Origin of the sequence: Lysinibacillus sp. NPDC097279 (assembly GCF_044761745.1) — a bacterium.
Classification (GTDB): domain Bacteria; phylum Bacillota; class Bacilli; order Bacillales_A; family Planococcaceae; genus Lysinibacillus.
On the sequence record NZ_JBIWDA010000001.1, the window covers coordinates 1,935,183 to 1,953,937 of the forward strand.

Below are 18,755 nucleotides of genomic sequence, written 5' to 3' on the forward strand. Positions count from 1 at the left end.
TCTAAGGGTGACCCACTCAGACTGTAGGTCCCCTTTTTAGCATGCTTTCTCTACTTATAAAAATAGAGAATGCTGAAGCAAGTTAAATTTTTATCGTTTCTCCAGCAGACGCTTTCAACTCACGTTTTATAAAGCGTCCACTACCTAATACACCGACAAATTCTTTCTCTTTAATAACGTATTCACCACGCACAAGTACTGAAATTGGTTCACCAGTAATTTCCCAGCCTTCATATGGATTGTAATCGACATTCATATGATGTGTTTTAGCTGAAATTTCGCGTTTTACATCAGGATCAAAAATAACAATATCAGCGTCTGAACCAATTGCGATTGTCCCTTTTTGTGGGAATAGACCAAAGATTTTCGCTGCACTCGTCGAAATCATATCGACAAATTCATTAATTGTTAATTTGCCCTTTGCAACACCTTCTGAATATAAGATGCTAAAGCGATCTTCAATAAACGGTCCACCATTCGGAATTTTTGAGAAATCATTTAGCCCTAATTGTTTTTTGCCATTAAAACTAAACGAGCATTGATCGGAACCTATTGTTTGTAATTGCTTTGCTTTTAGCGCATTCCACAGGTGCTCCTGATGATATTTCGGACGAAGTGGTGGTGACCAAACATATTTCGCCCCTTCGAAGCCAGGTTGTGCTAAAGCAGACTGATCTAATGTTAAATAAGGTGGACATGTTTCCCCATACACGTCGTAACCTTTTTCACGCGCAGCGATAATTTCATCTACCGCCTCTTTACAAGTTACATGGACAACATACAGCGTTGCACCTGCTAAATGAGCTAATTCGATGGCACGCTTTGTCGCCTCGCCCTCTAACTCTGCTGGACGAGTTAGTGCGTGGTATATCGGCTCTTTATGTCCCGCTTTTCTCGCCTCTTCCACAAGCTCGTCGATAACAGAGCCATTTTCACAGTGCACCATAACGGTAGCGCCAACATCTTTTGCAATTTTAAACGCTTTAAAAAGTGTACGGTCTGTTGCTTGGAATTCTTTTGCATAGGCCATAAAGACCTTTACTGAAGTAATTCCTTCTTGCTCTAACAATACTGGTAACTCCGCCTCTGTCTCTGGCGTTAAATCACCAATCATTAAGTGGAATCCGTAGTCAATTGCAGATTTCCCTTTTGCCTTTTCATGCCACTTCTCAACTGCTGTAGAAAGCTTCTTTTCTCCAGCCGTTAAGCAGAAGTCTAAAATGGTTGTTGTGCCACCAAATGCCGCCGCAATCGTACCAGACTTCCAATCATCATCTGTCACTGTATTGTTAAAGGGCATATCTAAATGTGTATGTGGATCAATTCCTCCTGGCATAACATATTTGCCAGTGGCATCAATAATTTCTGCGCCTTCTACAGATAAATTCTTGCCAATTTGGACAATCTTTCCGTTTTCTATAAGAATATCTGCCTCATATACATCAGAAGCAGTTGCTACTCGTCCACCTTGAATGATTTTTTTCATGCTATCCCTCACCTTTCGTGTCAATTCAAGTCATTATTTGAATTTATTCTAGTAGCCTGATAGTTTGCAAAATCACCTTTAAAAAATTAACTGCTTTAATTGTCACAGCTCTGCTAGCTTTTCCTGCGGGGTCATCGAGTCCGTCATTTTCCTACCAACTTGTCTATTAATATTCTTGTAAAACTAATTTACCGAGTACGATGCGCCCATACTATATTTCGTTTGCATCGTTAATACCGTTTCAAGTAGTACGTCTGCTCCCTTTGCACAATCTTCAAACGCTGTTTCCTCCTCCTCGCAATGACTCTTGCCTTTAATGCTCGGTACAAATATCATTGCTGAAGGAATTATACTCGCAATATATTGCGCATCATGCCCTGCGCCACTAAACATTCGATGAGCGCTATAACCAAAACGTTGGCAAGACATTTCGATCTCATCACAAATTTTTGTATCAAACATTACCGTATCTCTACCCCACAGTTTGACTGGCTGTATGCGGCACCCTATATCCTCTGTAGGCAAAGCATTCAAAATCTCTTCAACCCTTTGCATTACCTCAGGCTTTTGATGACGAGAATCAATTGTAAATGTCACTTTATTTGGAATAACGGTATGAATATTAGGAAAAACATTCATTCGGCCAAATGTAAATACGAGTTGGTCGTCAATTTCCTCAAGCTGCTCATGTAAAGACAACATTGTTTTTGCTGCAACAATCATTGGGTCTTTGCGCATTGACATCGGGGTCGTTCCAGCATGATTCGATTCGCCTGTAATCGTAATTTCATAACACACCATTCCAAGCACCCCTTGAACAACTCCAATTTCCAATTGCTTCGCTTCAAGTACTGGCCCTTGTTCGATATGAAGTTCGATGTAAGCGAGCGCTTCTTTTAATCGATGCTGTGGGTCCCCCTCATAACCACTAGCTTTTAACGCGTCTTGAAAGGACATGCCATTTTTATCGAGCGACAGCAGCATTTTATCCTTTTCAAATTTCGAAGCAATTACGCCTGAGCTCATCATCGCTGGATCAAAGCGAGCACCTTCTTCATTTGTAAAATTAACAATCATTAATGGCACATCTAGCTCAACATCGTTGTCCTTTAATGTTCTAATTGCCTCTAAAGCTGTTAAAACACCTAAAACACCATCAAACTTGCCACCCTTTTCAACAGAATCTAAATGTGAGCCCATGACAATTGGAGGAACTTCCTTTTTTCCTGGTAGAAGGGCATAGATATTAGCCATATCATCCACCTTGATTTCCATCCCTAATTCCTCGCAGCACTTACAAAAATAATCCCTAGCTAAAACATCCTCATTCGAAAGAGACAAACGCGTTACGCCACCGTTTATAGTAGCCCCAAACTGACTAAATTGTTCAATTGAATCTTGCAATCGTCTACTATTACATTTATACATATGCAAGTCCTCTCTTTCACAGTAGTTAATAAATATTCTAAATTAGATAAAATTTACGAGATATGGATATAAAACTAAAAAAATATGTGCATCTGCACATGATATATGGTAAGTTATGTTCATATTAAGGGGGGAAACTATGGGAACGATTCGCAAAATTGTGGAGGGAGTTCAATTCCCTATGCTGACATTAGTAGCTGGACAAAGTGGGTCACATCGCAGAGTTACCGGTATTAACGTAGTAGAGAGCATTGATTTAATTATGTTTTGTCGACCAAATGAACTTGTCGTCACTACAGGTATTAACTTATCACAGCAAGAAGATTCCTTAGAACAACTCGTTAAGTTAGCTTACGAAAAAAAAGTAGCAGGCTTTATTATTAACATTGGCCCTTATATTTCTGCTATTCCTCAGTCAATCATCACTTTTGCTAATGAGCATGATTTCCCTGTTTTTCAAATGCCCTGGCATTGTCGAATAGCTGATTTATTAAAAACTACTTTTCAATTCATTGCAAACCATCACCAAGAGCTTTCCATTGAAGAAAAGGTCCTATATCATTTACTTTTTCACTATAAAAAACATAATGACTCGATAAAAGAACAATTGATACAACTTGGATTTCCACAAGGTAGAGAGCTTGCCATCATCACTTGTTCAATGATAGGTAGCCAGTCTAGCATCGACCGCTACGAGGTCATGGTCCAATTTGCATTCCAACATCGCTATAAACGGTTTTTAAAACTTAAACATAAAAATCACCTCATTTTCTTAATTGATAGAGCGCAAATCAATACACCAAACATCCCCTTCTCGAAAATTGTTGAAGAAATCTATGATAAAATTAAACAAAAAAATGGTTCCCTCGATATGATTATCGGTAAAGGAAACTACCAAAAAGAGCATGAAAATATACGTAAAAGCTATGAAGAATCTTTAACTGTCATACAATTAGCACAGCTTCATAACAACCGATTTTTATATAAATATAAAGATATTGGTGCCTATCAAATTATTATGGCCGTTCAAAACCAACCATTAATGCAATCCTTTAGCCAAGATATATTAGGTCAATTACATCGCTACGATGAGCTACACAATACGGATTATGTAGCATTTTTGCGCATTTTTCTCGAGGAAAATGGTAGCACGAGTAAAATAAGCGAACGACAATTTATTCATCGTAATACCGTCCTATATAAAATGAGAAAAATAGAAATGCTTTTAGATATGGATTTAACAAACCCTTTTACAAAAACAAATCTTTACTTAGCTTTTTTGATAGAAGATGTGTTAACGCATCATTAATTAGTGTTTGTCATATTATCTTACTCCCGAAATATATGTCTGAATTTTCAATTAATATATTGTCCTTCTAAAACAATTAAGCTATTCATATAAAGTAATAATGGAGTGATCGCCATCTGTTGCCAATAAGCGCAACAGCTTAATAACTACTAATCGATTTTCGTAGTAGTGCTGAAAATTGAATTGTTTATCATTGCTATACTTGAAGGAGGAATGTTTAAGTTGGTAACGAATACGGGTGTAAAAGAACTGGGGCACTTTATTAATGGGGAAATTGTAGTAGGAAAAAGTAAAACCTTTTCAAATGTCTACAACCCAAGTACAGGAGCAGTAATTGCACGAGTCCCTCTTGCCACAAAGGAAGAAGTGCAAGAAGCAATCGTTAGTGCCCAAAATGCCTTTCCTGCTTGGCGCGGACTTTCAGTTGGAAAGCGGGCTGAAATTGTACTAAAGTTTCGTCAATTACTAACAGCACGCATGGATGAATTAATTGACATGATTTGTACTGAAAGTGGGAAAACGATTGAAGATGCCAAAGGGGAAATTACAAGAGGCTTAGAGTCAGTCGACTTGGCAATTAATGCCCCCCATTTGTTAAAGGGCGAGTATTCAGTTAATGTAGGCGGGAACATTAATGCCTATTCAGCAAAAGCACCACTTGGCGTTGTTGCTGCAATTTCTCCCTTTAACTTCCCAGTGATGGTACCCCTCGCTATCACTAGTATGGCCGTTGCAGTTGGGAATGCCGTTATATTAAAACCATCTGAGCGTGTTCCTTGCTCTGCCCTATTTTTGTCTGAGCTTTGGAAGGAAGCAGGTTTACCAGATGGAATTTGGACTGTTATTAATGGGGATAAGGATACTGTAAATGAACTTTTAACGAATCCTTCCATTGAGGCAATTTCATTTGTCGGTTCGACACCAGTTGCAGAATATATTTACGCAGCAGGCTCAAAACATGGCAAACGCGTGACAGCATTAGGTGGTGGTAAAAACAATATGGTTGTTATGCCTGATGCCGATTTAGAACAAGTGGCAAATGCGTTTTTAGGTGCAGCTTATGGTGCAGCATCCCAACGATGTATGGCCATTTCTACCATCATTCCAGTTGGTGAAACTACAGCTGATAAGCTTGTAAAAATATTAGCTAAAAAAATTGCAGCTTTAAAAGTAGGACCGTATACGGATCCAGAAGTTGATTTTGGACCTGTTATTACTCAACAATCGAAAGAGGCCATCATTGGCTTTATTGACCGTAGTCTTCAAGAGGGGGCTACTATTGTGTGCGATGGTCGTCAACCAGACATCTCGAAAACGTCTAATGGTTTTTATTTAGGACCAACATTATTGGATAACGTCAAACCAGGTATGGAAATTTATGAGCAGGAAGTATTTGGACCTGCACGAAATGTCGTCCGTGTCCAAACGTTGGAGGAAGCGATTGATTTAATTAACAATCACGAATTAGGGAATGGCGTAACGATCTTCACGAATAATGGAGCAGCCGCTCGTAAATTCACTTCCGAAATTGAAGTCGGTATGGTAGGCGTAAACGTACCAATCCCAATTCCTGTAGGCTACCACAATTTTGGAGGCTGGAAACGGTCAAAATTTGGTGAAGGTCACATGTTTGGACCAGACCAAGTTCGCTTCTTTACAAAAGCAAAAACAATTTCCGAAAAGTGGTTTGAGGATACTACAGAATCTGCATCTTCCTTTGCTTTCCCAAGTAATAACGACTAAAAATATAAGCCGTCTCAGTTGTACATTTGAGACGGCTGTTTGTTACGAAAAATTAATGCACCTAAAGAACGATCCGTTTTCAAGTGCTTACTTTTTCTTGTTTTTGGTATTTGTATTGATATTGTTATTAGTATTTGTATCTTTTTTATTCGTTTTTGGAACGTCTGTGAAGTCTGCTTCTTCCCCAGCTTCCATACCATAACTCGGGTTGCTGTTAATACGAGTATGCGTCTCGAGGTTCTCTTCCCCATCCAAACGCTTTGCAAGGATTGGAATCGATATAAGTCCAGCAATTCCGACAAGTGCATATACCCACCTAGACAATACAGCTGTTTGTCCACCAAATAAATATGCGACTAAATCAAATCTAAAAAATCCGATTAGACCCCAGTTAATTGCACCAATAATTACGAGAACTAAGGCAATCCTATATAATGTTCCCATTCGTAGTCCCTCCTTTCTTCTTTTAGTGGCAAAGCAAGTCAAATGTCTGGCAAAGCTAAACCTCACCATTATTCTTTATGACGAATGAGTCATTAGTGAATGTGTCATGTAAGTTATTTACAACACTCATAATGACGGTCTTATTTTTCGCAATAACTGTTTTTTTATACAAGGTGCGCTTTGACTGCAAAAAAGCATACAAAAAGCACTAATAAATCTTAAAATGACCATTTATTAGCGCTTAATATTTCGTTATAGTTAGTTTATTTACCTTTGTGAAATGACTTTTCATGCTGAAGTAACCATTCTTTCCGCCATAAACCGCCAGCATACCCAGTTAAAGTTCCATTCGAACCGATAATCCGATGACAAGGAATAACAATGCTAAGTTTATTTATGCCATTTGCATTGCCAACAGCTCTTATCGCTTTTTCATTGTTAATTGATAGGGCAATTGTTTTATATGTCCCTATTTCTGCATAGCCTATTTTAGTCAATGCTTGCCATACTTGTTTCTGAAAGTTCGTGCCTTCAACGCTATAAGGAAAAGTAAAAGTAAAACGTTGTCCCTTAAAATATTCATCCAATTGCTTTAGGCAATCAAGTAAAATTTTCGGTGTTGAATCTTTTGGAAAGTTTATTATGTGCGGCCGTTCGGAAAACATAATTGAACAAACGGCTTCAGCACTGCCAATAATTTCTATAATCCCTATAGGAGAATCGTAATCCACTTTATACATTGTCATATAATGACCTCCATAAATAAAAGGTTGCATAAGCTTGCCATCCTTGCCAAAGTACTTCAAACTCTTTTAGCTCATCTATTGTTGGTTTTCGATCTAATGCTAGTTGCATTTTCAAAGCATTATGAAGTCCAACATCGGCAATGGGAAACGAAGTTGGATTATGAAAACATTTCATAAGGACATAATCCGCAGTCCATGCACCAATTCCTCTTATTGCCATAAGAATTTTTTTAATGTTGGCACTATCTTCTTCCTTTAGTAATTTTTCTTTCGTTAATTCACCGCTTGCCATCGCTTGTGCAATTGCAATTATATATTCCGATTTTCGAACAGTAAATTGCAATGCTCTTAAATCTTCTATATTTAGAGAGGCAATTTTTTCACATGTTGGAAATAGCCAATATGCTTTCCCCTCATAAGTCACATGCTCACCAAAATGCTCTACAAATCGTTTTTTGAGCGTATAGGCGAATGTTAAATTTATTTGTTGCCCAATAATTGCCCATACAAGCGCTTCAAATAAATCAAGAATACCTATTATCCTTAATCCATCATATTTTTTTACTACTTGCTGTAAAATCTTATCTTTATGTGCCATTTTATAAAATGGCGTCAAGTTTCGATCTAAGTCGAACCATTCTCTTATATAGGCTATCACTTGTACAACAGCAGTTTGGGAAGGTGTTTTAAGCGGAAAGTGTACCTGAATCTTTTGTTCGCTATAGCTAATTTTACATAAAATAAATTCATTATGAATGTTTAGCAATTTGTATAATATTTTATTGTGTATCGTATGCAGTATTTCATGATTGGATCTAGCTAAAAATAATAAGCATTCATCATAGTTAAATAACATTGGCGTACTAATTTCAATGTAGCATTTTTCCTCTGACTGTTTCATAATTCTAGCTCCTTATTTTGCCGATTGCGATATTCAGTAGGAGAGCAGCTTTTTTGGCGCCGAAAAACTTTGTAAAAATTAGAAGAACTAAGAAATCCTGTTTCAAAGCAAATTTCTAAAATCGTTAAGTTCGTACTCTTTAATAAATGTGCCGCTTTATCGATTCTTATTTTTTCCAAATAAGTACGTGGGGTTTCAGCAGTTGCTTGTTTAAATAATCGTTCGAGATGGAATGGGCTTATCCCTACATGATTGGCAATTTGCTGCAACGTAAGCGTTTGCTTGTATTCTGTCATTAAAAATGATGTAACTACTTTGATAAGTTGCGCATGTGGGGAGTGCTCAACTTCAGGTTGACACCGTTTACAAGCACGAAAACCTGCTTGTTCAACCTTAGTTCGATCATCATAAAATGCTACGTTTATTTTTTTGGGCTTTCTTGACCTGCACGAGGGACGACAATAAATTTTTGTCGTTTTCACTGCTGTGAAAAACAATCCATCATAAGTTCGATCACAAGCAATGATTTTCTCCCACATCTCATCAAACGAAAGATTGACGTTAATATCCATTAAACCCCTCCATTTTCAGCTATTCATATAAAAATGATGTATCTCTCGTCTCGATTAACTGTGTTGCATTTTTTGTTAAATACGCAATGATTGTATCAGATAATGCATTGCCAAAACTAAAACGTTTAACGCCTAATTGCTGTAGCGTCTGACAATTTGTTAGACCTGGTAACGACATTAAATTTATTGGCGCATCAATCGCTGAAGTCATTTCTCTTATTTCATCATGATCTATCATCCCTGGTATAAAAATTCCACTAGCACCGCTGTCGACATATGCCTTTGCTCTTGTCATTGTTTCTAAAAAGGGCTGCTCCATTTGAAAATATGTATCTGTACTTGCATTAATAAAAAAGTCTTTAAAACCATGTTGATCTAACATCGTTCTCATTTCTTCTAGTAGGGAACAATGTTCATTAATATTTCTTAGTCCTTTTTGTTGTTTTAGTGAATCCTCAATATTAATACCTGCCACGCCAATATCGGCTGTTCTTAATACATTCTCTAATATTGTTTTCGTATCGCTTCCATACCCTGATTCAATATCCGCTGAAACTGGAATATTGACATTATCGGTAATTGTTTTAATTATAGCTAAATGTCTGTTAAAATCGATACATTCACCGTCTGTATATCCAAGCGAATTTGCGATTCCCCAGCTTGTCGTTCCTATAGCTTTAAAACCCGCCTTTTCTAGCGTTAATGCGGATAATAAATCCCAAACATTTCCTAATAATAATAAATCTTGTGTTGTATGTAACGCGTTGAATGTTTTTATTGTCGTCATATTTAATCCCCCTATACATGATAAATATCATCTTAACAGGGGTGCATCAGTCATTTCGTCCTCATTCTTGCTCTTATGGTCCATTGCAGACACTTACATAACATTAAAAAGCTACATCATTGCACCAATTATTAAAAGTCCCTCCTAGCATAACGCTAAAAGGGACCTTTATTATTTCTGCCAATTACTTAATTCTTTTAATAGCTCTGGCAATTGTAATTTTCTTACATTTATCGGTGGTAATGCATGAATAAATTCTTTTCCATAGGATTTTGTGCTAATACGGCGATCTAACACAATAAATGCGCCCTTATCTTGCGATGAACGAATTAATCGGCCAAACCCTTGCTTAAAACGCATAATGGCTTCAGGTAAAGAAAGCTCAGTAAATGAGTTGCGCCCTTGCATTGTGATATGTTTGGCACGCGCTTTGAACACGGGCTCTTCTGGAGAAGAGAACGGTAGTCGTACTACGATAACCGAAGAAAGTGCGTCACCTGGAACGTCAACACCTTCCCAAAAGCTATTTGTTCCAAATAACACTGCTTGGCTAAATTTCTGAAATGACTTGAGAATACGCATTCGACTACCACCTGTCACACCTTGTGCGAAGAGCATATAGTCATCGAGCAGCTCACTATCCTGTATGAGCTCAACCGTTTTGCGCAACATATCTTGTGCAGTGAATAGCACAAAGCAGCGGCCTTCCGTCATACGAACCGTACGTGTAATAGCATGTGCAACCGCCTCTATATATTCCGCCTGTGTAACTTGTTGAATATCTGGCATATCCGTGACGATAAATGCCTTTGCCCCTGCATAGTACGACGGAGGTGCCTGTAACTTTACGACCTCCACACTGTCTGAAATACCTAACTGACGTGTAATAAAACGTTCATTACCTGGCACGGTTAACGTACCAGAAGTCCAGACTATACTTGCTTGGTGACGGAGTGGCGCAAGCACCTTCTCAATGATTGGTGTAACATTTACTGGCTTTTTAAAGACATGTAGACTACCTGGGACACTGCGCAAATCAAACTCAAACCACACTGAATTATCCTCATGGGGTAATAGGAAAATTTCCTCCCATTCGGCAATTCTTAGCTTCATTTCACGAATCCAATAATGCCACTCAGATACAATAAATATTTCATTTTTGTCTAATTGCTCAATATTATTTTCAAATGCTTTGCCCGCTTCCACTGCAAGGTCTAGCCATTGCTGTAATAATTTGCTGACTTGTAAGAGTGGCTCTTTTGCAAGAGATACATCCTCTAAAAACAGTGTACACTTGCTACTAGTCTGTTTGCCTTTAATCTGCTGTTGCACTTTTTGTACGACACGCTGAATTGTTTCATCGAACACACGCTGTAGGCGTATAAATTGCTTGTCAAGTTGCTGTAAACTTTGCATCGGAATGCGTTGCTTCTTTTTAGCCGCATGACTAAATTGCTGAAAGAGGGCTGTTTCTTCCATTGTACCAATTTGTCCAAAAATATATTTCCATTGAGTATACGAAAAGACCGTTTCATCTTGTTGCATAGCTGCTTGAATAACTTGATGTGCTTCATCAATAATCCAACCATCAATTTGTGTAAAAATGGGTGTTTGTCGAACTAAATCACTAATGACCATTGAGTGATTTGTCACGATACAGTCCGCTGTTGCACTATTTTTTAACGCTTGTTCGTAGAAATCAAAGCCCTTTGTCGGTTTGTCATCAGGTATTTTACGGATTTTTTCTAAAAACAGTTGCCCTCCGCCCGAAACATTAAGTTCACTTAACACACCAGTTTGCGTTTTTGTCAGCCATACAAGCAATTGTAAAATTGTAAAGGTATCATCATAGGATTCATCCGCATATGCCATACACTGCTCAAAGCGTGCGAGGTCAATATAATGCTGCATGCCCTTAAGGACAGCCACATTTACTTTTGTACCAAGAATTTTTTCGATTTTCGGTAGTTCCTCTTCGACGAGCTGCTCCTGTAAATGTGCTGTATACGTACTGATCGCTATCTTTTTATTGTGCGCTCGCGCATATAAAATACTAGGTAAAAGATAACCAACCGTTTTTCCGATGCCTGTCGAAGCCTCGATAACGCATTCTTTTTTCGTGTTCAATGCTTGCCAAATCGTATCCATCATTGCAAATTGTGCTGGTCTTTGCTCAAAGTTAGGCATAGCCTTTGTCATCATTGCTTCTTTATCTTTAGAAGTTTGAGGGTAAGGTAATAGCTCAGGCTGAAAAACCTGTTTTTGACGTCCATCACAAATTGCAAAATTGCGATAGTAGGTAATATTTTCATCAGTTGAACTTTGATGGCGTTTTATTTGTAATGCCTCAAAGAAGAGCTGAGATAAGTTAGATTTTAATCGGAACGAGCGTTTATGCATTTGTTCCAGCGTTAGTTGTGGAAGGTTAAGAAGCTCCTCCCAACAATGTTTAAAAAGCTCAGCTGTTGCAAGCGCATCATCGTCCGCTCTATGTGCATTTTCAAGCTCGATATTTAAATCGGCTGCTAAATCACCTAGCTTAAAACTTAGTGACATAGGAAATAATATTTTTGCTAGCTCTACCGTATCCATTTTCTTACCATGCCATTTTGGTAAACCAGCTCGTTTGAATTCTGCTTGTAAAAAGGATAAGTCAAAATCGGTATTATGCGCGACAAAAACACTATCGGCAATTAATTCATATATGTAGTCCGCATGTGCCTCGAACGGCAATGCATCCTTAACATCCTCGTCCGTAATATGCGTTAAATCTTGAATAAAGGATGGAATAGATTTTCCTGGATGAATAAATTTCGTATAGGTGCGCTCTATTTTCCAATCCTTAATAATGACAATGGCAATTTGGATCATACGGTCACCATTTGCTGGAGAATGACCTGTCGTCTCCAAATCAACAATTGCATACTTTTGACTTTCCATCATACATCTCAACTCACAGTTCACATTAGATAGATGAATTTTATCATAAATTCATCTCGCTGGTCATCCTTCCGCCATCTTGGATGAAAGAAAATGCTTTTTCGCTAATGTTTTTCCATAAAACTCCTCTAAAATGTTTAAAAATTGTGTGAGTGCCTGACACTAAAGCGGAAAAATCCACTTCGCTTTCCTCGGGCACAATGTAAGCCATAACCGTCGCTGTTGCGCTCGTCTGTTATGGCTTATATGCTGTGCTATTCCCGCTGGAGTCTTCGTGGATTTTTACTCGACTATACAAAAATGACTTGCATTGAAATTGTGTGAGTGACTGGCACTATAAGATAGTTGCTTCAGGCTCGTAGGCAATCATTTCTTTTATTGTATTGCCTTCTCCCATAATTGCTACAGTTGGTTTATGTTCTTTTGCCTCTGCATTATCGACATAAACATAAGAGATAATGATAACAATGTCTCCACGTTGTACGAGGCGCGCTGCTGCACCATTTACACAAATAACGCCTGAACCACGCTCACCTGCAATAATATAAGTTTCAAAGCGAGCACCATTATTATTATTTACGATATGCACTTTCTCGTTTGGTAGCATACCCACTGCATCTAGTATATTCTCATCAATTGTGATAGATCCTACATAATTTAAATCCGCTTCCGTAACTGTAGCACGGTGGATTTTGCTATTCATCATCATTCGTAACATATTATTTTCCTTCTTTCACATTAAAGATACAATTATCGATTAAACGTGTTTGTCCGATATAAACAGCAGTTGCTAAAAGGACTTGTTCCGTTTGAGCTGTTACAGGGAGTAGGTCTGGGTAAGCTAATAATTCGATATAGTCAATTTTGCCATGTGTGTTTGCAATGATATGAGCCTGTGCTTTAGCCAATGCCCCAGTTGCATCACCATTTGCTAAAAAACTATCTCTTGCAAGCTGTAAAGCCTTATATATAGCTGGTGCTTCACTGCGATCTTTAGCACTCAAGTAGACATTACGCGAAGATTTTGCTAAACCATCTTCCTCACGTACGATAGGCACGACACGCATTTCTAAAGGAAAATGATAATCACGTACCATCATAGCGATAATAGCCGCTTGCTGTGCATCCTTTTGACCGAAGTACGCACGAGTTGGCTGCGTTAAGTGAAATAAAATAGATACGACCTGTAATACGCCATCAAAATGACCTGGTCGACTTGCCCCACATAAAATGGTTGCCTGTTCGCCTGCATGGATGAAAATTCCACCGTTATGCGGATATATCTCGTCAACACTTGGTGCAAAGACAATATCTACACCTACAGATTGTGCTAAAGCCTTGTCACGTTCTAAATCACGAGGATAACTTTCAAAGTCCTCATTTGGACCAAATTGCGTCGGATTAACGAAAATACTCATCACAACAAGGTCATTTTCCGCCCGAGCTTTTGAGGCTAATGTTAAATGGCCTTCATGCAAATAACCCATCGTTGGCACTAATCCAATGGTTTTTTGTGTTAGCTTAGCTGCTTGTATTTCTGCAGTTAGTGCTTCGATTGTTGTAATGACTTTCATTTATTTAACGCCTCCGTATAGCTGATCCAATGCTTCATCCTTCATCGTGAAGGAGTGGTTTAATGTGGGGAATGTCCCTGCTTTCACTGCATTTACAAAACTTTCAATACCACTACTTGCTTCACTTCCCATATCGGCAAAGCGTTCCACAAATTTTGGCACATGATGTGATCCATAGCTTAGCATGTCATGGAAAACTAACACTTGCCCATCTGCCTCAAGTCCAGCGCCAATGCCAATCGTCGGAATCATTAGTGCAGCGGATACTAACTCTGTTAGCTGATGTGGAATACATTCTAATACAATGGCACAAGCCCCCGCAGCTTCACACTTTTTGGCATCCTCAATAAGTTGTTGTGCCTGTTCAGCTGTCTTCCCCTGTACCTTGTAGCCACCAAGTACGCCTGCTAATTGCGGTTGCAATCCTAAATGGGCAACGACTGGGATACCTGCTGATGTTAATTTACGAATTACTGGCAATACATCACCTGCTCCCTCTAGCTTAAGAGCATCTGCCCCTGTTTCCTGCATCATGGATACCGCTGTTTTTAAGGTGTCGTTAATCTCACCTTGATAAGACCCAAATGGCATATCCACAATCATAAATGTATTTTTTGCCCCGCGACGTACAGCTTTTGCATGATGGACCATATCCGCAACCGTAACTGGCATCGTTGATGAATAACCAAGCACGACCATTCCAAGCGAATCGCCTACAAGAATCATTTCAACACCTGCTTCCTCAGCAAATGTTGCGGATGGATAATCGTATGCCGTTAACATAACGATTTTCTCTCCTGCTGCTTTCATTTTTAAAAAATCTGATGTTGTCTTCATTGTGTAGTCCTCCTTTTTTTAAGGAAAAAAACAAAAGACCTTTCTATTCCAATAATGGACAGAAAGGTCATGGGTTCGTTCAGAACTGTTACCCCATTGTCAACAGACTAGTAGGCTTTTGTATGCCTATGCCGTGACATGACGTTGAGGCTTTCACTTCATTTAACCAAATAGAAACAAGCCATTACAATTTTGTAGGTAGACTGTTTCCACTCAATCAAGTTAAATTTTGAACGCATCGTTTTCTTCCGTCCCTGTCTATAAAGATCAAGGCAGATATTTGTTGTAATTGGTAAATCAATTTTGAAGGTGCCGTTCACAAAGGATACTGCCCTTCAGCACTACTATAACAGATTCCAATTAATCTTCAAATATTTTTTTCTAGTAATTGACTTCCCGCTAAAAATTCCCTCTCCCATTATTTTCACAAAAATTGACAAACACATACTATACGTCATATACTATCAGCATACTATACAGCATATAATATAAAACCTTGTATAGGTAATTGAATGTGAGGTGGAAAGATGACATTTCAGCTAGGCTCCGCATTACTCGACGCTTGTGTACTTGCAATTGTTGATAAGGAGGATGCATACGGCTACTCATTAACACAGCAAGTACAATCTGTGATGGATATATCCGAATCAACGCTGTATCCAGTATTGCGCCGTTTACAAAAAGCGAACTACCTAACAACCTATGATCAACCTTACCAAGGGAGAAATAGACGGTATTACCAAATAACCGAGCAAGGGCGGATAAGATTGCTAGAGCTTTTACAGGAATGGCAAATGTATAAGCAAAAAGTTGACTGTGTACTTTTAGGAGGGAAATTAGATGGATAGAGCTAGCTATTTAAAAAAGCTACGCAGCAAATTAAGTCGGCTTCCAGCGCACGAGCTAAATGCTGCGCTTGTCTATTATGAAGAGTATTTTGATGAAGCAGGTGTAGAAAACGAACAGCAAGTCATTGCGCAACTAGGGTCTCCCTCTGTTGTTGCATCACAAATAATGGCTGACTTTGCCATAAAGGATTTAGATGCAACACCCGCATCTACAAAGAAAAATATGACCGCGATTTGGCTCATTATTCTAGCAATATTATCGGCACCACTATCAATACCATTACTTGCAGTTGCAGTAGCACTAATTTTATCGGTTGGAGCCGTCATTTTCAGCTTTGTTGTGGCGATTGTAGCAACAGTTTTAAGTATCTTTTTAGGTGGTGTTGTTGCACTTATTGCAGGTTTCTTTGTGTTAACAGAGCACTGGCCAACGGCACTTCTCTTTATAGGAATAGGGCTAATTGTTAGTGGATTGGGCGTTCTCCTTTTCCCTGCCGTAGCGCGCTTGATTAAAAAAATTGGGCTTGTTTGTGTAGAAGTTTTGGCAAGTTTATTCCGTAAAATCACAAAAAAGCGTAAAGGGGGATTTTAGATGATTTCGCGATATAAGCTCATTGCGCTTAGTATGATTACTTTAGGTATTTTGCTTGCCGTCATTGGTTTTTCCTCTGGAGGAAAATTGAATATCGTACAAGAGGGTAATGGCTTCACTGTACCTGCTAAAAATGGGCTCGAAAATAATTTTTATACACTTGAAGCATTTACAGACCTGCATATAAACAATGACTACGGGGATGTTGAAATACTTCAGTCAGATAGTTATTCATTAGAAACAAACGTTTTGAAAAATACGGATGTGACTTATAGCATTAAAGATGGTACTTTGACAGTTGAAACGAAAAGTAAAAGAAAAAGTGGCATGTCGATTGGCATTGGCTCATGGAAGTCACCCTCCATAAAAATTACGGTTCCAAAAGATACAAAATTAAATTCGCTAGTGATTGACAGTAATTTTGGCGATACAATACTAAAAGATTTCCACTACAAACAACTGAATGTTAAAGAGGATTATGGCGATATCCTACTGAAAAATATTACTGGAGAAAAAACAGAAATAATACAGGCATTCGGTGATTTAACGCTTGACCAATTTAATGGTAACGGCTTTATTGTTGAGAGTGAGCATGGGGATATCAATATAAATGGAACACTTAACGGTCAATCTAAGATTGCCTCTAGCTTCGGAGATACTTCGCTACACTTAGACAATAACAAAAGTGATATAGGATTCGAATTAAAAACAAGCTTTGGGGATATTACAGTGAATGATAGTTCTCAAAATAGTAAAGTTTCACAGCTACATGCAGGAGAAAATCAGCTTAGTATTTCTCTTTCTCATGGAGATATAGAATTATCTTTAAAATAATAGATAGAACAGCCGTTTAGTATAACTAAAAGCTGCATGGAAATTAATAACCATGCAGCTTTCTTTTTTATAAAATTTTAATATCTCCCGAATAAATTGTTCGAATTGTACCATCTTTTAATGTTAGCTGTAGCACGCCTTCATCTGTAATGCCGCTTGCAATTCCTTCAAAACGTTCGCGTAAAGTGGTCACCTCAATACGCTGTCCTATTGTGCATGACATTTGCTCCCATAGCTCCTTAATACTAGAGAAGCCCTCTTTTACGAAAAGCTCAGTAAACTGCTCTAAATATTGTAAAATCGTTGCAACAAGCGCGGCACGATTAATTTCCTCTCCTGCAGCTAATCGTAGCGATGTGGCAATATCGGCGATGTCAGGTGAAAAATCATTTTCTTGCTGGTTGGCATTGATACCGATCCCTACAAGTAATGCTTGTACAAGGTCAGCCTCTGCCTGCATTTCTGTTAAAATTCCTGTACATTTTTTGCCGTTTATTAGTAAATCATTTGGCCATTTTATGGCAGGCTCAACATTTTTGTATAAAGTTTTAATCGCCATTGTCACTGCGACGGCTACGACAAGTGTAAATGAAGACGCTTGCTGTGGTGATACATCTGGTCGTAAAATAATAGTCATCCAAATACCCGTGCCTTTTGCTGATTCCCACGGTCTAGACATGCGACCACGTCCTGCCGTTTGCTCTTCACCGATGACAATCGTTCCATCTGGCGCACCTTCTTGTGCTAGCTTATGCGCAATTGTTTGTGTGGAATCCACCACATCAAAATAGTGAATTTCTCGTCCTAACCACTCTGTTTTTAAAAATAATTCTAATTGTGTTGGACTTAAAGTATTCGGCACACCAGTTAACACATAACCTTTTTTCTTAACGGTTTCAAAAGTATAGCCTTCCTCCTGTAGCGTCTGCATATGCTTCCAAATCGCCGTACGTGATACACCTAGTGAATCTGCCAATTCTTGTCCTGAAACCGCCTCACCGCTCGCTACTAATAATCTTTTTAAAATTTCATCTTTCATGGACATACTCATTCTCAAACCAATCCTTTAGTATTTTTCTTCATTGTTATCTTGAATTACGAACGAACATCAATGGGTTAACACAAAAGGTCATTAAGATTTACCATTCATGCTTTAAAATACTGTATAAAAGAGAATCTCGCCAGCCATCTCTTAATAACAAATCTTGTCGTATTCTACCTTCATTGGTCATCCCGACTTTTTCTAACACTTTTGCAGAGCCTACATTTCTTGGGTCACACGTAGCGAAAATACGGTGTAAATTCAATGTTCTAAATCCAAAATCAATTAGCAACTTCGATACTTCTGTTGCATATCCGTTCGCCCAATAATCTGGATGAATAATATAACCAATTTCACCTTGTCTATTCGTATTATCTCGAATATTAATCTCTCCAGCACCAATTACCCGTTCCTTTACAATGACGGCAAAAACAAAGCGACTTCTTGGTATGATTGAAGCATCTAACATTACATGTGTGACAAACTCATATGACTCTTTTTCGGAGTTCGGACCCCAAGGTTGATATTGACAAACAATTGGTTGAGATGCGTATGCATGCACGGCTTCCCAATCCTGACGTTCCATCGCTCTTAGTATAACGCTTTCCCCTTTTATATGGTCGATCATCATCAACCCCCTTTGATTGAAATTTTATTTATGTATAAATCGTT

General features: G+C 38.4%; 18 protein-coding genes. 5 read left to right on the plus strand and 13 right to left on the minus strand.

Annotated elements, in window-relative coordinates:
• Positions 1-82 precede the first annotated feature (82 nt).
• Both hydA and ACIQ1H_RS09760 read right to left on the minus strand, forming a co-directional pair.
• On the minus strand, positions 83-1,486 hold the full coding sequence (gene hydA / locus ACIQ1H_RS09755) for a dihydropyrimidinase (protein ID WP_402888423.1): 1,404 nt from the start codon (positions 1,484-1,486) through the stop codon (positions 83-85).
• A 183-nt stretch (positions 1,487-1,669) separates the two neighbouring features.
• Positions 1,670-2,914 (minus strand): Zn-dependent hydrolase, encoded by a 1,245-nt coding sequence (locus tag ACIQ1H_RS09760; RefSeq protein ID WP_402888425.1) that lies wholly within the window; start codon positions 2,912-2,914, stop codon positions 1,670-1,672.
• A gap of 139 nt (positions 2,915-3,053) precedes the next feature.
• Between ACIQ1H_RS09760 and ACIQ1H_RS09765 the strand changes: the two genes are divergently transcribed.
• Together ACIQ1H_RS09765 and ACIQ1H_RS09770 are read left to right on the plus strand one after the other, a co-directional pair.
• A complete protein-coding gene (locus ACIQ1H_RS09765; RefSeq protein ID WP_402888427.1) occupies positions 3,054-4,223 on the plus strand; it encodes a PucR family transcriptional regulator in 1,170 nt (389 codons plus the stop codon).
• 213 nt (positions 4,224-4,436) lie between these two features.
• The gene (locus tag ACIQ1H_RS09770) at positions 4,437-5,966 is read left to right on the plus strand and encodes a CoA-acylating methylmalonate-semialdehyde dehydrogenase (RefSeq protein ID WP_402888429.1); all 1,530 of its coding nucleotides are present in this window, start codon (positions 4,437-4,439) and stop codon (positions 5,964-5,966) included.
• A gap of 87 nt (positions 5,967-6,053) precedes the next feature.
• Here the strand turns inward: ACIQ1H_RS09770 and ACIQ1H_RS09775 are convergent, their stop codons facing one another.
• The 9 genes from ACIQ1H_RS09775 to panB all read right to left on the minus strand — a co-directional run bounded on the left by ACIQ1H_RS09775 (position 6,054) and on the right by panB (position 14,767).
• Positions 6,054-6,410, minus strand: coding sequence for a DUF378 domain-containing protein (locus ACIQ1H_RS09775; RefSeq protein WP_402888431.1), 357 nt, complete (start codon positions 6,408-6,410; stop codon positions 6,054-6,056).
• Between the two features lie 263 nt (positions 6,411-6,673).
• A complete protein-coding gene (locus tag ACIQ1H_RS09780; RefSeq protein WP_402888433.1) occupies positions 6,674-7,156 on the minus strand; it encodes a methylated-DNA--[protein]-cysteine S-methyltransferase in 483 nt (160 codons plus the stop codon).
• A complete protein-coding gene (locus ACIQ1H_RS09785) occupies positions 7,143-8,057 on the minus strand; it encodes a DNA-3-methyladenine glycosylase family protein (RefSeq protein WP_402888435.1) in 915 nt (304 codons plus the stop codon). The genes ACIQ1H_RS09780 and ACIQ1H_RS09785 overlap by 14 nt, the downstream gene beginning before the upstream one ends.
• Positions 8,054-8,629, minus strand: coding sequence for a bifunctional transcriptional activator/DNA repair enzyme AdaA (locus ACIQ1H_RS09790; RefSeq protein ID WP_402888437.1), 576 nt, complete (start codon positions 8,627-8,629; stop codon positions 8,054-8,056). The genes ACIQ1H_RS09785 and ACIQ1H_RS09790 overlap by 4 nt, the downstream gene beginning before the upstream one ends.
• Positions 8,630-8,648: 19 nt before the next feature.
• Positions 8,649-9,416 (minus strand): isocitrate lyase/PEP mutase family protein, encoded by a 768-nt coding sequence (locus ACIQ1H_RS09795; RefSeq protein ID WP_402888439.1) that lies wholly within the window; start codon positions 9,414-9,416, stop codon positions 8,649-8,651.
• Between the two features lie 171 nt (positions 9,417-9,587).
• Positions 9,588-12,359, minus strand: coding sequence for an ATP-dependent DNA helicase DinG (dinG, locus tag ACIQ1H_RS09800; RefSeq protein WP_402888441.1), 2,772 nt, complete (start codon positions 12,357-12,359; stop codon positions 9,588-9,590).
• A 331-nt stretch (positions 12,360-12,690) separates the two neighbouring features.
• Positions 12,691-13,074, minus strand: a complete 384-nt coding sequence (gene panD / locus ACIQ1H_RS09805) for an aspartate 1-decarboxylase (protein WP_173478486.1) — start codon at positions 13,072-13,074, stop codon at positions 12,691-12,693.
• 1 nt (position 13,075) lies between these two features.
• Positions 13,076-13,930, minus strand: a complete 855-nt coding sequence (gene panC / locus ACIQ1H_RS09810; RefSeq protein ID WP_402888444.1) for a pantoate--beta-alanine ligase — start codon at positions 13,928-13,930, stop codon at positions 13,076-13,078.
• Positions 13,931-14,767 (minus strand): 3-methyl-2-oxobutanoate hydroxymethyltransferase, encoded by an 837-nt coding sequence (gene panB / locus ACIQ1H_RS09815; RefSeq protein WP_402888446.1) that lies wholly within the window; start codon positions 14,765-14,767, stop codon positions 13,931-13,933. It abuts the gene before it with no gap.
• A gap of 527 nt (positions 14,768-15,294) precedes the next feature.
• On the opposite strand from panB, the gene ACIQ1H_RS09820 reads away from it, so the two are divergent.
• The 3 genes from ACIQ1H_RS09820 to ACIQ1H_RS09830 are packed head-to-tail and all read left to right on the plus strand — an operon-like array spanning position 15,295 to position 17,041.
• Entirely contained in the window at positions 15,295-15,615 is a 321-nt protein-coding gene (locus ACIQ1H_RS09820; protein WP_173478483.1) for a PadR family transcriptional regulator, read from the plus strand.
• A complete protein-coding gene (locus ACIQ1H_RS09825) occupies positions 15,608-16,207 on the plus strand; it encodes a DUF1700 domain-containing protein (RefSeq protein ID WP_402888447.1) in 600 nt (199 codons plus the stop codon). The genes ACIQ1H_RS09820 and ACIQ1H_RS09825 overlap by 8 nt, the downstream gene beginning before the upstream one ends.
• The gene (locus ACIQ1H_RS09830; RefSeq protein WP_402888449.1) at positions 16,208-17,041 is read left to right on the plus strand and encodes a DUF4097 family beta strand repeat-containing protein; all 834 of its coding nucleotides are present in this window, start codon (positions 16,208-16,210) and stop codon (positions 17,039-17,041) included. It abuts the gene before it with no gap.
• A gap of 67 nt (positions 17,042-17,108) precedes the next feature.
• Here the strand turns inward: ACIQ1H_RS09830 and ACIQ1H_RS09835 are convergent, their stop codons facing one another.
• Both ACIQ1H_RS09835 and ACIQ1H_RS09840 read right to left on the minus strand, forming a co-directional pair.
• Positions 17,109-18,092 carry a biotin--[acetyl-CoA-carboxylase] ligase gene (locus ACIQ1H_RS09835; protein WP_402888451.1) on the minus strand — a complete coding sequence of 328 codons (984 nt, stop codon included), beginning with the start codon at positions 18,090-18,092 and terminating at the stop codon, positions 17,109-17,111.
• Positions 18,093-18,180: 88 nt separating this feature from the next.
• Positions 18,181-18,711, minus strand: a complete 531-nt coding sequence (locus ACIQ1H_RS09840) for a GNAT family N-acetyltransferase (RefSeq protein ID WP_402888453.1) — start codon at positions 18,709-18,711, stop codon at positions 18,181-18,183.
• Positions 18,712-18,755: the final 44 nt, after the last annotated feature.

Bases quoted from the DNA above. Each gene is read 5' to 3' on its own strand.
- hydA (WP_402888423.1), bottom strand. From the start codon at position 1,486: ATGAAAAAAATCATTCAAGGTGGACGAGTAGCAACTGCTTCTGATGTA.
- ACIQ1H_RS09760 (WP_402888425.1), bottom strand. From the start codon at position 2,914: ATGTATAAATGTAATAGTAGACGATTGCAAGATTCAATTGAACAATTT.
- ACIQ1H_RS09765 (WP_402888427.1), top strand. From the start codon at position 3,054: ATGGGAACGATTCGCAAAATTGTGGAGGGAGTTCAATTCCCTATGCTG.
- ACIQ1H_RS09770 (WP_402888429.1), top strand. From the start codon at position 4,437: ATGTTTAAGTTGGTAACGAATACGGGTGTAAAAGAACTGGGGCACTTT.
- ACIQ1H_RS09775 (WP_402888431.1), bottom strand. From the start codon at position 6,410: ATGGGAACATTATATAGGATTGCCTTAGTTCTCGTAATTATTGGTGCA.
- ACIQ1H_RS09780 (WP_402888433.1), bottom strand. From the start codon at position 7,156: ATGACAATGTATAAAGTGGATTACGATTCTCCTATAGGGATTATAGAA.
- ACIQ1H_RS09785 (WP_402888435.1), bottom strand. From the start codon at position 8,057: ATGAAACAGTCAGAGGAAAAATGCTACATTGAAATTAGTACGCCAATG.
- ACIQ1H_RS09790 (WP_402888437.1), bottom strand. From the start codon at position 8,629: ATGGATATTAACGTCAATCTTTCGTTTGATGAGATGTGGGAGAAAATC.
- ACIQ1H_RS09795 (WP_402888439.1), bottom strand. From the start codon at position 9,416: ATGACGACAATAAAAACATTCAACGCGTTACATACAACACAAGATTTA.
- dinG (WP_402888441.1), bottom strand. From the start codon at position 12,359: ATGATGGAAAGTCAAAAGTATGCAATTGTTGATTTGGAGACGACAGGT.
- panD (WP_173478486.1), bottom strand. From the start codon at position 13,074: ATGTTACGAATGATGATGAATAGCAAAATCCACCGTGCTACAGTTACG.
- panC (WP_402888444.1), bottom strand. From the start codon at position 13,930: ATGAAAGTCATTACAACAATCGAAGCACTAACTGCAGAAATACAAGCA.
- panB (WP_402888446.1), bottom strand. From the start codon at position 14,767: ATGAAGACAACATCAGATTTTTTAAAAATGAAAGCAGCAGGAGAGAAA.
- ACIQ1H_RS09820 (WP_173478483.1), top strand. From the start codon at position 15,295: ATGACATTTCAGCTAGGCTCCGCATTACTCGACGCTTGTGTACTTGCA.
- ACIQ1H_RS09825 (WP_402888447.1), top strand. From the start codon at position 15,608: ATGGATAGAGCTAGCTATTTAAAAAAGCTACGCAGCAAATTAAGTCGG.
- ACIQ1H_RS09830 (WP_402888449.1), top strand. From the start codon at position 16,208: ATGATTTCGCGATATAAGCTCATTGCGCTTAGTATGATTACTTTAGGT.
- ACIQ1H_RS09835 (WP_402888451.1), bottom strand. From the start codon at position 18,092: ATGAGTATGTCCATGAAAGATGAAATTTTAAAAAGATTATTAGTAGCG.
- ACIQ1H_RS09840 (WP_402888453.1), bottom strand. From the start codon at position 18,711: ATGATCGACCATATAAAAGGGGAAAGCGTTATACTAAGAGCGATGGAA.